General features: G+C 38.2%; 16 protein-coding genes. 6 read left to right on the forward strand and 10 right to left on the reverse strand.

From position 1 onward, the window contains the following. Nucleotides 1–414 precede the first annotated feature (414 nt). Nucleotides 415–609, forward strand: coding sequence for a DUF433 domain-containing protein (locus V7K61_RS17365; protein WP_335054993.1), 195 nt, complete (start codon nt 415–417; stop codon nt 607–609). 10 nt (nt 610–619) lie between these two features. Here V7K61_RS17365 and V7K61_RS17370 read toward each other — a convergent pair whose 3' ends face one another. The 6 genes from V7K61_RS17370 to V7K61_RS17395 form a co-directional block, all read right to left on the reverse strand. Next, on the reverse strand, nt 620–940 hold the full coding sequence (locus tag V7K61_RS17370) for a DUF5615 family PIN-like protein (protein WP_335054995.1): 321 nt from the start codon (nt 938–940) through the stop codon (nt 620–622). Then, entirely contained in the window at nt 924–1,145 is a 222-nt protein-coding gene (locus tag V7K61_RS17375) for a DUF433 domain-containing protein (RefSeq protein ID WP_334702770.1), read from the reverse strand. The genes V7K61_RS17370 and V7K61_RS17375 overlap by 17 nt, the downstream gene beginning before the upstream one ends. 166 nt (nt 1,146–1,311) lie before the next feature. Continuing rightward, nucleotides 1,312–1,920, reverse strand: coding sequence for a calcium-binding protein (locus V7K61_RS17380; protein ID WP_335054997.1), 609 nt, complete (start codon nt 1,918–1,920; stop codon nt 1,312–1,314). Between the two features lie 164 nt (nt 1,921–2,084). Then, nucleotides 2,085–3,104, reverse strand: a complete 1,020-nt coding sequence (locus V7K61_RS17385) for an aldo/keto reductase (protein WP_335054999.1) — start codon at nt 3,102–3,104, stop codon at nt 2,085–2,087. Between the two features lie 111 nt (nt 3,105–3,215). Further along, the gene (gene petJ / locus V7K61_RS17390; RefSeq protein ID WP_335055001.1) at nt 3,216–3,551 is read right to left on the reverse strand and encodes a cytochrome c6 PetJ; all 336 of its coding nucleotides are present in this window, start codon (nt 3,549–3,551) and stop codon (nt 3,216–3,218) included. Nucleotides 3,552–3,605: 54 nt separating this feature from the next. Further along, the gene (locus V7K61_RS17395; protein ID WP_335055003.1) at nt 3,606–3,830 is read right to left on the reverse strand and encodes a hypothetical protein; all 225 of its coding nucleotides are present in this window, start codon (nt 3,828–3,830) and stop codon (nt 3,606–3,608) included. Between the two features lie 191 nt (nt 3,831–4,021). Here V7K61_RS17395 and V7K61_RS17400 point away from each other — a divergent pair, with 191 nt between their 5' ends. After that, nucleotides 4,022–4,822, forward strand: coding sequence for a histidine kinase (locus V7K61_RS17400; RefSeq protein WP_335055005.1), 801 nt, complete (start codon nt 4,022–4,024; stop codon nt 4,820–4,822). A 316-nt stretch (nt 4,823–5,138) separates the two neighbouring features. Here V7K61_RS17400 and V7K61_RS17405 read toward each other — a convergent pair whose 3' ends face one another. The 4 genes from V7K61_RS17405 to V7K61_RS17420 all read right to left on the reverse strand — a co-directional run bounded on the left by V7K61_RS17405 (nt 5,139) and on the right by V7K61_RS17420 (nt 8,719). After that, the gene (locus tag V7K61_RS17405; RefSeq protein WP_292723996.1) at nt 5,139–5,330 is read right to left on the reverse strand and encodes a YqaE/Pmp3 family membrane protein; all 192 of its coding nucleotides are present in this window, start codon (nt 5,328–5,330) and stop codon (nt 5,139–5,141) included. Nucleotides 5,331–5,456: 126 nt separating this feature from the next. Beyond that, nucleotides 5,457–5,858, reverse strand: a complete 402-nt coding sequence (locus V7K61_RS17410) for a phage holin family protein (RefSeq protein ID WP_335055007.1) — start codon at nt 5,856–5,858, stop codon at nt 5,457–5,459. A gap of 346 nt (nt 5,859–6,204) precedes the next feature. Beyond that, the gene (locus V7K61_RS17415; protein WP_335055009.1) at nt 6,205–6,546 is read right to left on the reverse strand and encodes a 2Fe-2S iron-sulfur cluster-binding protein; all 342 of its coding nucleotides are present in this window, start codon (nt 6,544–6,546) and stop codon (nt 6,205–6,207) included. A gap of 13 nt (nt 6,547–6,559) precedes the next feature. Continuing rightward, entirely contained in the window at nt 6,560–8,719 is a 2,160-nt protein-coding gene (locus V7K61_RS17420; RefSeq protein WP_335055011.1) for a Tex family protein, read from the reverse strand. Between the two features lie 532 nt (nt 8,720–9,251). Between V7K61_RS17420 and V7K61_RS17425 the strand changes: the two genes are divergently transcribed. The 4 genes from V7K61_RS17425 (at nt 9,252) to V7K61_RS17440 (ending at nt 13,435) form a co-directional block, all read left to right on the forward strand. Continuing rightward, nucleotides 9,252–9,470: a hypothetical protein gene (locus V7K61_RS17425; protein ID WP_335055013.1), complete on the forward strand. Its 219-nt coding sequence runs from the start codon at nt 9,252–9,254 to the stop codon at nt 9,468–9,470. Nucleotides 9,471–11,288: 1,818 nt separating this feature from the next. Further along, the gene (locus V7K61_RS17430; protein ID WP_335055301.1) at nt 11,289–11,669 is read left to right on the forward strand and encodes an EamA family transporter; all 381 of its coding nucleotides are present in this window, start codon (nt 11,289–11,291) and stop codon (nt 11,667–11,669) included. Between the two features lie 22 nt (nt 11,670–11,691). Then, the gene (locus V7K61_RS17435) at nt 11,692–12,048 is read left to right on the forward strand and encodes an EamA family transporter (RefSeq protein WP_289796384.1); all 357 of its coding nucleotides are present in this window, start codon (nt 11,692–11,694) and stop codon (nt 12,046–12,048) included. An 82-nt stretch (nt 12,049–12,130) separates the two neighbouring features. Next, on the forward strand, nt 12,131–13,435 hold the full coding sequence (locus tag V7K61_RS17440; protein WP_335055016.1) for an NAD(P)/FAD-dependent oxidoreductase: 1,305 nt from the start codon (nt 12,131–12,133) through the stop codon (nt 13,433–13,435). Nucleotides 13,436–13,454 lie beyond the last annotated feature (19 nt).

Below are 13,454 nucleotides of genomic sequence, written 5' to 3' on the forward strand. Positions count from 1 at the left end.
AACGAGTCTTTTATACTCGCTGACGAGTCTTTTATACTCGTGAATGAGTCTTTGATACTCGCTGACGAGTCTTTTATACTCGTGAATGAGTCTTTTATACTCGTGAATGAGTCTTTGATACTCGTGAACGAGTCTTTTATACTCGTGAATGAGTCTTTGATACTCGTTCACGAGTCTTTTATACTCGTGAACGAGTCTTTTATACTCGCTGACGAGTCTTTTATACTCGCCGACGAGTCTTTTATACTCGCCGACGAGTCTTTTATACTCGTGAACGAGTCTAGAGGACTGATTTCAAAAACTTTTTACATTGTCGCCAATTAATTTAAGATTAACGCGATCGCATTTCCCTTCAGCAACTCAACAAAAATCATACTGTGCAACAATAGCTGTAGCTTAGTCGGAGTACAAACTATGGACTGGCAACAGTACATTTATTCAGATCCTAAAATTCTGCTGGGTAAGCCGACTGTCAAAGGAACTCGTTTATCTGTAGAGTTCTTATTGGGTTTGTTTGCTGCGGGATGGACAGAACAACAAGTGCTAGAAAACTATCCGACTCTTACCTTAGAAGCATTAAGGGCGGTATTTGTTTTTACAGCAGAGTAATTTTTGAAATTTACAGTGTAATAGTAACCACATCACCTGCTTGAATCGTTGCTAAAGCTTCTTGAACTTTAGGCATCAGAGGTTTCAGAACTTCTAAACGATTGCTGGGAGATGCGAGAACGATAATAGCTAGGTCAATATTATTCAAATTTTGTTGGGCAGTTAAGTTTTGGTCAATGGTGATGAATACATCAAACTCCGTCTTCGCTAGTCCCAGTAACTCACCATTCTTTTTACTTGCCCATCCTTGCTCTGGTACAATCACAACCTCATGACCTGTGATTTCTCGCTTTAATTTCTTAGGCAGGTATTCATCAAGCAGCACTTTCATAAGAAGATAATACCTTTTTCAGGGCTAGCTTGAGAAACGCTGTTGCCTGTGCGCGGCTCACAGTGGGAAAATCTTCTAGAAAGTCATCAAGGCGATCGCCTGCTTCGAGATAATCAATCAATGTTTGTACTGGTACGCGAGTTCTATAGAAAACGGGTGTACCAGAAAGGATGTCGGGAGAACTCTGTATTAGTTGAGATTCCATATTGCATCTGGCAGTGTGATATTCAGTAATTGCATAAGCTGGTTATATTGTCGTCAATTAATTTAAGAGTAACGCGATCGCATTCTTAGAGGCGCAGAGCTTGTGAGATCGAATCATTCTGACTAGGAGAAAATATCAGATGAAATTGATTACAAATTCCAAATGATTAAGGTACGGAAAATTGAATATCAACGTTTGTTGAGAAGTCAGTAGGCTTATTTTCAAGAGTAGCTATTTGAGTTCCAAATAAAGACAAAGCGCCAGTGTTTTTGTTGTAGCTAAAATCACTAATAGAACGCGCACTTGAAATAACTGAAATTTCAATTTTGTCACCTTCAAGTCGATTGAAGTCTGTAATAATGTCAATGCCATTAAACAAAGAAGGTAAGCGAAATCGGTCAGCACCTAAATCGCCTGATAGCGTATCTTCGCCATAATCAGCCCAAAGCACATCATTACCACTGCCACCACTTAAGTAATCATTATCTTGTCCAATGACACGACTATTGCCATTACCGAAAAGTGTATCATTGTCATTACTACCGGAAAGTAAGTCATTACCGTTACCACCAACAATTATGTCAGATCCAGAACCGCCCAAAACTACGTCATTGCCATTACCAGCTATGATGTCATCGTAAATCCCACCAAGACCGAAAATAACATCATTCCCGTCATACCCATAAATATAATTACTAAAATCAGTTCCATAAATATTGTCATCACCAGAAGTACCTCTAGTGAAATAATCAATATTGTTAGCGTAGATAGCCATGCAACTAACCGTATAATAACAACGTATTGATTTTTTCACATTTAAAGTAAAAAAGCAACTCATCCCTCTGGCCATCCTTCTTTAGCATCCAGCCATTGATAAAGTTGCCGTCACAACTAGGTGATAGAGTATAAGCTATCTCTTTGTTGAGCAGTTCAAAAGTTTTATCGCCGATATTCGTCGCCGCAATCGCCGATTAGCTGGTACAAATCGCGTGATTGGCGAGATACTGCATTGATGCGATCGCGATCGTCTGCATCTAAACTAAAACTAAATACTTTGGTGTTATCTTCTATATGTTCAGATACACCAAGTTTTGCACCAACTATCACACCGCCCACAGTTGGCTGATCTAAAATGTAACGTACTGCCACGTTAGAAATGCTTACCCCATGCTTATTAGCAATTTCTTTGAGGATAGCCAGCAACTCTTGAAATAATCGCCAACCACCCCAAGCATCGATCATATTTTTATATTTTTTCAAACTAGCAGTGGAGAGATCAAATCCTTGCGGTTCTGGTTTGCCCAAATAGTTTTCTGATAACAAACCGCCGCAAAGTGTACCGTAAGTAAAAAGCTTAATGTCATGCTGCTGACAAAACTCCACCATATTAACTTCAGGACGGCGGTCAACCAGAGAAAATTGTACTTGATTAGAAACTATTTTGATACCTGCTTCAGTAATAAGCTTTAAGTTTTCCGTGTCAAAATTAGTTAAACCTAGATGCTTGATTTTACCCTCAGTCTGAAGTTCTGCCATATATTTGAGGGCATCCAGGTAATTTTTATCCTGATATTCCCACCAATGGAATTGCATCAAATCTAACGATTGCACATTCATTCTTCTCAAGGAAATATCAATATTTTCCTCGACGAGTTTTTTTGTCATTTTGCCTGGACGAGGTACCCATTTCGTAAAGGCTTGTACCTGAGATAAAGCATCTTTACCACGAGTATCAATTAGTTGGCAACGAAACTCACCAATAAAGTCTTCCGCAGGGCCATAATGATCTGCTAAATCCCAAGTGGTAAAGCCAGCATCTAAATATTTGAACATAGTCTCAATAGCGGCTTGGGGATTGATCTGTCCGTGTCCGCCGGATACTTGCCACATCCCATTTAATATACGGCAGATGTTCAAATCGGGAGTAAATTGGAGACGACTAGCTGCGGGTAAGTTCATTTTCAATTTATGAGTGAAAAGTTAGGAATGGGAAGACTTAACAATTACTAATAGATAAATCATAACTGATAATTCCTAATTCCTAACTTCTAACTCCCAACTCCTAACGTTCTAACGCCAGCCTTTTTCAGCTTGTTCGATAACGTAAGCAGCAACGTCTTGAATTTGCTGTTCAGAGAGACGCTCTTTGTAGGCTGACATATTATTTTTACCATTGGTAACTATAGATGTAACTGCCTCTATTGAATCCATACCATATTTTTTTAGGGCTGGCTTTTTGAGATTTTTACCACGCCTGATGATGTTGCTACCGTTGATATGACAACCAGCACAATGAACACTAAATATTTGTTCGCCATTAACTGTGTCTGCTGCACTAGCAGGCAAAGTAAAAGTACTGATTAATAACAAAACCGTTACTAATACTAATGTAAGTAGTTTCTTCAATTAACTTCTCCAGATTTTGACATACTAGTGTAAGCATAAGTATTAGAACTAATACTAGAGAGATTCAAAGTCAGTTGTAAATCCAGCAAAATTTGCACAATCTTCTTGAAAAGACTCTGCATCACTAACATCCTCAATTTTATAAGACATGATACGCGTCCCATCTGGCATTTTTTTAGAACCAATCAATTCACCTTGATATTTCTCTGCGATCGCTTTAAAATCAACACCATAGATTTTCCAGGCATCACCCGAACAAGTAATATTTACTTGCCACATATTTCACTCCTAATTACTACCACTAAATATTCATCATCTCATAAATGGGCAACATCTTACACATCACCTCTTTGGGATTGGAATTTTCTATCTAAAGGAAGTGCCTAGCTTAATCAGGCTACGCCATAATGTTGATGTAAGAACATCTCTAGAAAATTTTATCCAAATTAGTTAAATCCCAAGAGTTGAAAATGCCTAACAATATCAAGCAACAAATTCAAGCCGACTTGCAGCAAGCGAAAGAAACTGGACAATTAAGAACTGAGAGGATTCGAGAAATAGTAAAATCCGCAGTTTCTCAAGTAGCTTCTGAGTTTAAACAAGGTTCTAGTGAAGTTCGTGGCATTGTGAAAGATGCAGTTTCTGCTGTAATTGAAAACTTCCAAGAAAAAGGTGGCGAACTCAAAGATGAAGTGACAGCTTCCATTGAAGGAGCGCTGGAAGGGATTAATAGCAAAAGACACGAAAGCATTGCTCAAACTCAAACAGATATAAAAAGGTTACAAGCTCAACTGGATGGTGAAGAAGAACAACTCCAACAAGAGGTTGATGTAATTTTGGCAGAGATTGAAGAGACAGGTAAGGAAAAACCTGCGAGTACCAAAACTGCCATTGATTCTGCTGTCAATGCGATTAAAGATAGTGAAGAAGTCGGATTGCTAAAGAAACGTTACGCGCAACTGCAAGCACAGCTAGCCATTGTCCGAGCTAATATGGCTGCACGCTACGGCGGACGTAATATGGAGGTTCAAGATTATCTAGACGAGGCTAAACACTGGTACGATAAGGCTCGTCCCCAAGCAGAGTCTATGGCTGTACAGGTAGGAGAGAAGCGATCGCAGTTAGAAGATAAACTGGGTGAAGCTGGTACATCTTTAGCCAGAAAAGAGCGTCAAATCAAACAAACCTTAAGAGAGTTACTCTTAACGGCGGCTGACTTATTCAAAGATAAGGAACCTGCTGCTAAAGAACGGGAGACTATTCATAAATAGACTGTTTTAACGTTTAATTGACTTATAGCGTTTCTTAATCACATGAGGTACATTTTAACCCCCTCCTCCCTTGCGGGGAGGGGGTTGGGGGTGGGGTTCTTGTACCTCACTCAACCGAGAACCGCTATATAAAAGTTAGGGTGGGAAATTCTCACCCTATTTTTTTTGTTAAAACAGTAGTTTTCATTAGACTTCTGACATGAATCAAAAGCCCTCACCCTAAATCCCTCTCCCAAGCTTGGGAGAGGGACTTTAAAAACTTTGAAATTAGCTCCCCTTCTCCCAATTTGGAAGAAGGGGCTTTTAATATTGCGTATTAGTAAATACGCCCTTCTCGATTAACTTGCTCGTCATGCTTGGCTATAACCCAAATTGCATGAATACTACCAGGAAGCCAACCTAGAACTGTGAGCAAAATGTTAATAAACAGAGTGGGGCCAACTCCAACTGTCAAGAAAACGCCTAAAGGAGGAACTAACAAACCTAGAAGAAAACGAACTAATTTCATGATGTTACAACTTTGTGATTTTGTTTAATTACATTCATTTGAGGATGCCGAATTAGGAAATCCATCTTCGGAGATTTTATGTAGGTGAGAAACGTGATTTAACTGGCGTTTCTACTCGTTCTAAACTTATCTAGAAGAAGGTAATTCACCTTGATTCTTTACATCACCACTGCTAGTTAAAAGGTTTCTTTCAACAAAATAGTTGTTAATAAAGGTGTTAGCAAAGGTTAAAATTACTGGCCCAAGCAGGAAACCAATAATTCCGCGAACTGCGAACCCCGGAACTAGCACTGCTGCTAACCAGAAACATAAACCGTTGACAACGAGCGAAAATGCTCCAAATGAGAGAAAGTTAAGTGGCAGAGAAAGACCAGACAGAACTGGTTTAACTGAACCGTTAATTAGACCAATTACTAAAGCGGCAATCAAAGCAGCGGGGAAATTAGCAATATTAACCCCTGGAACAACTAAATCAACAATCAACAGGCTCAAAGCTGTAGCTAGCGCGGTTAAAAATGGAGTCAACATTGTTTCTTACCTAATAACTAGAGATTTTTTTTTGCGACTTCTTATATACATCTTTAACTATCTGCTAGGGTTTAACCTCCCTTGCAAGATAGAATTTCTTTCTACCATTAGGCCTATCGTTGAGCAAAATATAGCGGTTCTAAATACATTTTATGGGTGCATAGCTGTATACCCATACATTAGACATAGGAATAGAGACATAGCACTGCTACGTCTCTACAAGGGTTCTGGATAATGCATATTAATTTCTGGAGATTTCTCACGTATTGCCATGTTTTTAAGGGCACGTTAAACAAATTTAACGCACCCTAAAATTTAAGATTAATTTAATGTCACAAGGCAAAAATCACTTAGATTGTCCCGATTCAGGCTTATAGTAAAGGGCTGATTTATATAAGACTTGTTCTTGATGGGTTTCTAAAGTGCAATCAGACAAAGGATAAGTTACACAAGTAACAACATAACCAGCCTGTATTTCGCTTGGACGCAGAAATTTTTGCTCGCTTTGATCGATTTCACCACTAATAAGTTTAGCGATACAGGCAGAACATTCACCTTGTTTACACCCAGATGGTAGGCGGATACCAGCTTCTTCCGCCATATCCAGAATATATTGATCGTCTGGTACTGGAATGGTGCGATCTAATCCAAGTGTAGGATTGATAAATCGAACTTGATAAACTGCCATCTGCTGTTTCTAATTATTGTTTAACTGCTTTCATTGACAAACTAATCCGTTTGAGTTTCTCGTTGATTTCTAACACCTGCACTTTGACTACCTGTCCAACTTTGACAACTTTGTTGGGATCGTCTACAAATCTATCAGCAAGTTGGGATATATGCACCAAGCCATCTTGATGTACGCCGATATCGACAAAAGCACCGAAGTTGGCGACGTTCGTCACAATTCCCTCTAGTTCCATTCCCACATTTAAGTCCCTGATTTCCTTAATTCCTTCTCTGAAGGTGGCATACTTAAACTCAGCACGAGGATCTCTACCTGGTTTTTCTAGTTCGCTGAGGATGTCGCGCAGTGTGGGTTCGCCGACGCTATCGGTAACGTATTTCTTCAGATTGGTCTTTTTGAGCTTTTCGGCAATTTGTGTTACCTGATTTAATGGCACATTTAGATCGGATGCGATCGCTTCTACTACAGAATAACTCTCTGGATGCACTGCTGTATTATCCAAAGGGTTATCACCGCCGCGAATCCGCAGAAAACCCGCTGCTTGTTCATAGGCTTTTGGTCCCAGCTTCGGAACTTTCAACAGTTGTCGGCGATTTTTAAAGGCTCCATTCTGGTTGCGATGGGCGACAATATTATTGGCAACTGTTGCCGTAATCCCAGAGACGGATGTTAGAAGTTCTTTGGATGCGGTGTTTAAGTCTACGCCGACGTAGTTGACGCAGCTTTCTACAGTGTCATCCAATTTCTTTTTCAACAACTTCTGATCGACATCGTGCTGATATTGTCCCACACCAATGGATTTGGGATCGATTTTCACCAGTTCCGCCAAAGGGTCTTGCAAACGGCGACCAATACTAATAGCACCGCGCACGGTAATATCTAAATCGGGAAACTCTTCTAACGCCACTTTACTTGCAGAATATATAGATGCGCCAGACTCATTCACCATCACCTTAACTGGTTTGCGTTCTATATTTTGCAATACTTGCGTGACAAATTCCTCTGTCTCGCGGGACGCTGTACCGTTACCGATGGCGATTAACTCAATTTTGTACTTTTCAATCAGATTTTTGACAGTTTGTGCAGCTTTGAGTCGCTGTTCAGCCGCTTGGTGGGGAAATACTGCCTGATATTCCAAAAATTGTCCAGTTTGGTCGAGGACAGCAACCTTACACCCAGTTCTAAAACCAGGGTCTATCGCCAGCGTTGGTTTCATCCCTGCTGGTGCAGACAGCAGCAACTCCCGCAGATTAGTTTCAAATGTCTTGATTGATTCTATGTCTGCATAAACTTTTTTCTCAGAAATAACCTCTCCCATAAGAGAGACTTTCATCAAACGATTGAATGCATCTTTCAACATCGCCTGATAAAAATCCCGAATTGTCCGAACTTTGGTTTTAATTTCTTTCGACTCAAGATAGTAAAGTACCGTATCCTCATCGAAAGCAATTTCAAAGCTTAATATTTTTTCAGTTTCACCCCGACACAACGCCAGCATATTGTGTGGTGCAATATTTTTTACCTTAATTTGATAGTTACGGTACATCTCAAATTTGGTTGTACCTTCAGGATAATCATCTTTGATGCGGGAGACAAATACTCCTTCCTCTAAAAGGTAATCGCGGATATACGCACGTAACTCAGCTTTTTCAGCTACTTCTTCTGCCAAAATATCAGCAGCACCTTTGAGCGCTTCTTCTGCTGTTTTTACTCCCTGCGTTTCCGAAATATATTTAGCCGCTTCTTCTTCCAAGGATGCAATTACAGCATTTTTGACATTTAGTGACTTGATGAACTCTGCTAGTGGTTCTAGTCCTTTTTCTCTGGCGATGGTGGCACGGGTGCGGCGCTTTGGGCGATAGGGTAAGTATAAATCCTCAAGTTCGGTTTTTTGTAAGCAGGACGAGATTTTAGCTTTGAGTTCATCTGTAAGTTTACCTTGTTGGGCGATCGCACTTAAAATCGCCGATTTTCGTTCTTCCAGTTCTGTTAAATAAGTATATCGATCGGCCAGTTCGCGTAGTTGCACTTCATTCATTTCATCGGTGCGCTCTTTGCGGTAACGTGCAATAAAGGGAATTGTTGCACCCTCCGCCAAAAGTTCCAGCGCGTTTTGCACCTGATGGGATTTGAGGTTTATTTCAGTTGCCAGTATTTGAGGAATGTTCAGCATTAGGTGTCTAAAATGAAAATGCTACTTCTAAAGGTAATATGCTAGATCCTTATCCTGGCGCAAGGCCAAAGTTTTAAGCTAATTTACCAGATGATTGCTCACAAGAGTGCAATTGGCGAAATAGACAAAACCCACCTACGCAAGTTTTATAACCCTTTCAATCCGCGTAGATGAATCAGAATTTGTCTAGCACAGGGTAGCTTGGCTGATTGAGGAGAACGACAAAGCGTCACCCACAGGAATTGTCTGTTTCTAAACAATACGCAATTTCGCGTGGCGTCTCGTACCCACTTTTAAAGCTTGCTACGCACACCATCGAACACAGAAAAATATTTGTCAAGCTTTTTGGCGCTTCATCTATCGCAATAATTATTCCAATTGGCATAAAATACAACGTTGCCTAATCTTGATTTTCTATAATATTTATTTCGCTCGACTGTTGTAGCCAAAACCTTATTGGATGTAAGATTAACCACAATTCCAAAAAATTTGTTCTAAAAACACTACAACCTTTAGTTCAGAGGTTAGTAAAATGCCTTTGTTTTTCTTGATACCACTATGTACTGCTTTAGCTACAGGCTACTTGTTCAAAAAGAGTACTGATGAAATAGCATATCTTGCAGGTGTATTCGCAGCGATTAGCTTGATCTTAAGTTTAATATTAGCACCTTGGCAGATTCAGTTTGGGTTATTAATCATTGTCTTCGTCATTACCAACAGACTTTTGCAGGATAATGAGTCTAAACAATAGGAAAACTACCTAAAGAAACCTCTATCCAGCCAAGGAAACTTAGGCTTGTTTTTATTGACACCACTATATACTGTTTTGGCTACTGCCTACTTGTCCAAAAAGAGTATTAATGAAATTGCTTAATTTGCAGCTATTAGCTTGATTTTAAATCTAGTACTAGCATCTTGGCAGATTCAGTTTGGATTGTTAATCATGATTAACAACAGATTTTTGTGAGGATAATGAGTCCAAACAATAGAAAAACCTTTACCCAGCCAAGGAAAATTGGCGGAGTAATAGCTCTGTCTGAGATTAGATGGAGATTTTTGTGGATAGATAGAAAACAATTCAAACTCTCGATTGTCATCTAAAATTCTGGCTGTAATTTGGTGTAACGTTGTGCGATCTTATCATTGCCAGTACTGTTATTCAAGCTTAAATTTTCCTTTGGTCAACTCTTAGCTTTGCATTTATCGAGTCTAATACTAACTCTTTACTTCTACAAGTTTAATACCCAGAAATTACTTCATAAATGTACAAATTTCCCAGACAAAAATTCATAATGGAGGAGGAATTTTGTTTTATGAAGTTTTTGTTTAAGTGTATTTGTCAATAGATAAATTTTTGATAAAGTACAACGATAAATTTGCAACATACCTTTCTCGTGGTATTCTAGTAAGTAATTACATGTAGCAATAAATTTGGAGAAAAAAGCCTATTTATAATTACGAGGAGAAATCAAGCCAACCTAATACTAAATGGTGTAAAAATATCTCAAATTCAATGCAAACAACGTCAACTTAAAGTTGATTAGGCGATGCTAGTTTGCATTAGTTGTTTTGTTAAAAAGGCTCCATTTGGACATTCAGTAAAATTCCCCATAAACCTGTAAAGCGTATTACTGTAGATTGATTTATCTCCTCTCTATGATTTACGCCGCCAGTCAGACTTGTATTACTTATTGCGTTCTCATACCCAAAAAAAGCACGTATACATACTCAATTTGAGTAAAAACCTTTACTTTTATAAATCGGCTTAATTGCCAGCCGAGATTACAGATATGTCTGTGAGTAGGGAAAAATTTTATGATATGTTCAGTACATTAATCAACTTTCCTGGAGCAAATAGAGAATATTTATCAATCCAGCTAGGTTTTATAGCTTGAGAAGATCGATAGTATCTTTAAAAAATTTCTACAGCAGGATACAACCGATGAAAGTTAATAAATGGGTTAATCAAAAATTCTAGCAATCCATTTTGATTTAGGTGCGTCTGTTGAATATGTGTGTGGAATCAGAGTTCAGCATCAGTGATGTCTATAACTGCCTACACCTACTCACACTGCAAACTTTGTGTATGTAGAGAGAATTTGTGACATTCTCAACCTTCTCTATATCTGCATCTACTATTAGATTATCGCGATCGCGCTAAAAATAGCGTTAGAGCAAAACTGGGTAGCACAGAAAATATCTGTAATTCACAGTTGGGCAAACTCTAAATTGATTGTGCCAATTGCCAAGCAATAAACTGGTTTGCTTGAGAGTATAACCCAGTAAAAAATTAAGCGTGCTTTAGTCCGAATCATATCGAACGCTGCCATGATAGAGCAACCTGGAATATTACATAGTATTTAGTTTTGAACTCTAGGGCATGAGCTTCAACGCTCATTTTAATATCAGTCGCTTCAGCATAGCCTTCCTAATTTTATTGTCTATTTACTGAAGTAGAGATCGAATTGTAGAGAAGGTGTTGCCGAGATATGAAACGTTCAAAACAACTGGCTTTTTACTGCTCGGTTCATACCTACTATCTTGATTAAGGCAAAGTACTATGAAATCTATGTCGCAAATTTCAAACTTTAAAATAATCCCTTATATTATTCTATTTGTAAGTATTTTACTTAGTATTTGTGGACAATTGCTGATGAAAAACGCCATGCTTTATACAAATGAGGGAGTATTTACTTGGGATTTCCTTCAAAAATTATCATTAGCTATTACTGTCTATTGTTTAGGAATAGTAAATTGGATATTGGCTCTGCGATCTGTAAAATTAAGTATTGCTTATCCACTGACGAGTTTAAATTATGTCGGGATACTTTTCGGTTCATACTACTTTTTTAATGAGGTGATTACATTAAATCGAATAGTAGGAGTCGTAACTATCTTCTTGGGTGTTCTTTTAGTAGTTAACCCCATAAAAAAGCTCAAGTTTAGATAATTAATTACTTCAAAGATTAAAAATGAGTATTTTTACTTGGATAAATTTAATGCTTGTTGTTTTGTTTGGAACAACAGCTCAACTTTCACTAAAGTATGGATTTTACATCTCTAACTCTAATAAAGGAGAAAGCGGATCTCTCAAAAATCTCTTATTATCTCGTTATTTTTTGATTTGGTTTATCTGCTATACATTTATGACTATATTGTGGCTTTATGTATTGCGGACAATTCCTTTAAGTCAAGCGTTTCCAGTTTTAGGATTAATGTATGCATTTGTACCAATTGCTTCTCACTATCTTTTAAAAGAAGAAGTTGTTTTTAGTCAGTGGTTAGGAATTTCCGTGATTATAACTGGCGTAATTCTAGTTGGACATTAATCTTTTATCAGCAGATTATTAATATTAACAGTTTCCCGAAGATCGTCCTCTAAAACATTTTCACAAAATCTAAATTTAATTTATGAATATAGGCATTGTTGGCGGAGGTATAACTGGGCTAGTGTTAGCTCAACGTCTTTCACATCAAGGACATCAAGTCACTATTTTTGATAGTAATAAGCAGCTTGGTGGACTTACTACCTATCATGATTACGGATTATTTACCTGGGATCGCTTTTATCACGTTATCCTACCTTCTGATACTCATTTAATAAATTTCCTCAGAGATATTGGTCTTGGAGATAAACTACGTTGGCATCGAAGTTTAACAGGCTTTTATGATAATAAAAAGTTTTATTCTATTAGTAATAGTATAGAATTTCTGCGTTTTCCTCTATTTGGAATTATAGGTAAAATCAGATTAGCTTTTACTCTCCTATATGGTTCACGCCTTAATAACTGGCGGCGCTTAGAGAAGATTTTAGTTGAAGATTGGCTATTGAAACTCGGTGGTAAAAACACATACGACAAGCTCTGGAAACCTTTACTTTTATCCAAACTAGGAGAAAACTATAAGCGAATCTCAGCAGTTTTTATCTGGGCTTATATCAAACGACTATTTTCAGCGCGCGATTCTTCATTAAATAAAGAACAACTTGGTTATGTCTCCGGCGGTTATAAAACTGTTTTTGACCATATAGAAAAGTTAGTTTATGCGGCTGGAGGTCATATCCACAAAGGTGTTGCGGTTGAATATATCGCACCTCATCCTGGGGGTGGAATGTGGGTAGAATCTCAGGGTAAAAAAGAGCATTTTGATAAAGTCATCTTTACTGGGCCAGTTAATATCTTGCAACAGGTTGCTGCGAGGGAACTGGTGAATATTTCAGACACTACTGAAACAGTAGAATACCTGGGTGTAATCTGCATGGTATTGATTACTCGTAAGCCTTTAGTTCCTTATTACGTAGTAAATATTGCCGATAAAAATATTCCTTTTACCGGAGTAATCGGTATGAGTAACTTAGTTTCTTTACAAGAGACAGCAGGATATCACATTACATTCCTACCAAAATATATCCTTTCCACTGACCCGTTGTTAAAACAACCAGATGACGAATTACGCCCAATATTTTTCCAAGGTATACGTTTAATGTTCCCCGAACTTAAAGCCGATGACATTGTAGCAGCACATATTAATCGAGCGATTAAAGTACAGCCACTACAAGTTTTAAATTATTCCAGCCTTGTTCCAAAAGTCAGTACTGAAAACGATGATTTTTTCGTCGTCAATACCTCACAGTTGGTCAACGATAGCGTCAACAACAACGCAGTAGTTAGACAAGTCGATGAATTTCTCAAAAAATCAGCATTACTGAATTCTTGAAACTTGAGCAATCACATTT

It is taken from the genome of Nostoc sp., assembly GCF_036918015.1.
Classification (GTDB): Bacteria; Cyanobacteriota; Cyanobacteriia; order Cyanobacteriales; family Nostocaceae; genus Nostoc.

Bases quoted from the DNA above. Each gene is read 5' to 3' on its own strand.
- V7K61_RS17410 (WP_335055007.1), bottom strand. From the start codon at position 5,858: ATGTTGACTCCATTTTTAACCGCGCTAGCTACAGCTTTGAGCCTGTTG.
- V7K61_RS17425 (WP_335055013.1), top strand. From the start codon at position 9,252: ATGCCTTTGTTTTTCTTGATACCACTATGTACTGCTTTAGCTACAGGC.
- V7K61_RS17415 (WP_335055009.1), bottom strand. From the start codon at position 6,546: ATGGCAGTTTATCAAGTTCGATTTATCAATCCTACACTTGGATTAGAT.
- V7K61_RS17370 (WP_335054995.1), bottom strand. From the start codon at position 940: ATGAAAGTGCTGCTTGATGAATACCTGCCTAAGAAATTAAAGCGAGAA.
- V7K61_RS17365 (WP_335054993.1), top strand. From the start codon at position 415: ATGGACTGGCAACAGTACATTTATTCAGATCCTAAAATTCTGCTGGGT.
- V7K61_RS17440 (WP_335055016.1), top strand. From the start codon at position 12,131: ATGAATATAGGCATTGTTGGCGGAGGTATAACTGGGCTAGTGTTAGCT.
- V7K61_RS17400 (WP_335055005.1), top strand. From the start codon at position 4,022: ATGCCTAACAATATCAAGCAACAAATTCAAGCCGACTTGCAGCAAGCG.
- V7K61_RS17435 (WP_289796384.1), top strand. From the start codon at position 11,692: ATGAGTATTTTTACTTGGATAAATTTAATGCTTGTTGTTTTGTTTGGA.
- V7K61_RS17380 (WP_335054997.1), bottom strand. From the start codon at position 1,920: ATGGCTATCTACGCTAACAATATTGATTATTTCACTAGAGGTACTTCT.
- V7K61_RS17375 (WP_334702770.1), bottom strand. From the start codon at position 1,145: ATGGAATCTCAACTAATACAGAGTTCTCCCGACATCCTTTCTGGTACA.
- V7K61_RS17420 (WP_335055011.1), bottom strand. From the start codon at position 8,719: ATGCTGAACATTCCTCAAATACTGGCAACTGAAATAAACCTCAAATCC.
- V7K61_RS17405 (WP_292723996.1), bottom strand. From the start codon at position 5,330: ATGAAATTAGTTCGTTTTCTTCTAGGTTTGTTAGTTCCTCCTTTAGGC.
- V7K61_RS17430 (WP_335055301.1), top strand. From the start codon at position 11,289: ATGTCGCAAATTTCAAACTTTAAAATAATCCCTTATATTATTCTATTT.
- V7K61_RS17385 (WP_335054999.1), bottom strand. From the start codon at position 3,104: ATGAACTTACCCGCAGCTAGTCGTCTCCAATTTACTCCCGATTTGAAC.
- V7K61_RS17395 (WP_335055003.1), bottom strand. From the start codon at position 3,830: ATGTGGCAAGTAAATATTACTTGTTCGGGTGATGCCTGGAAAATCTAT.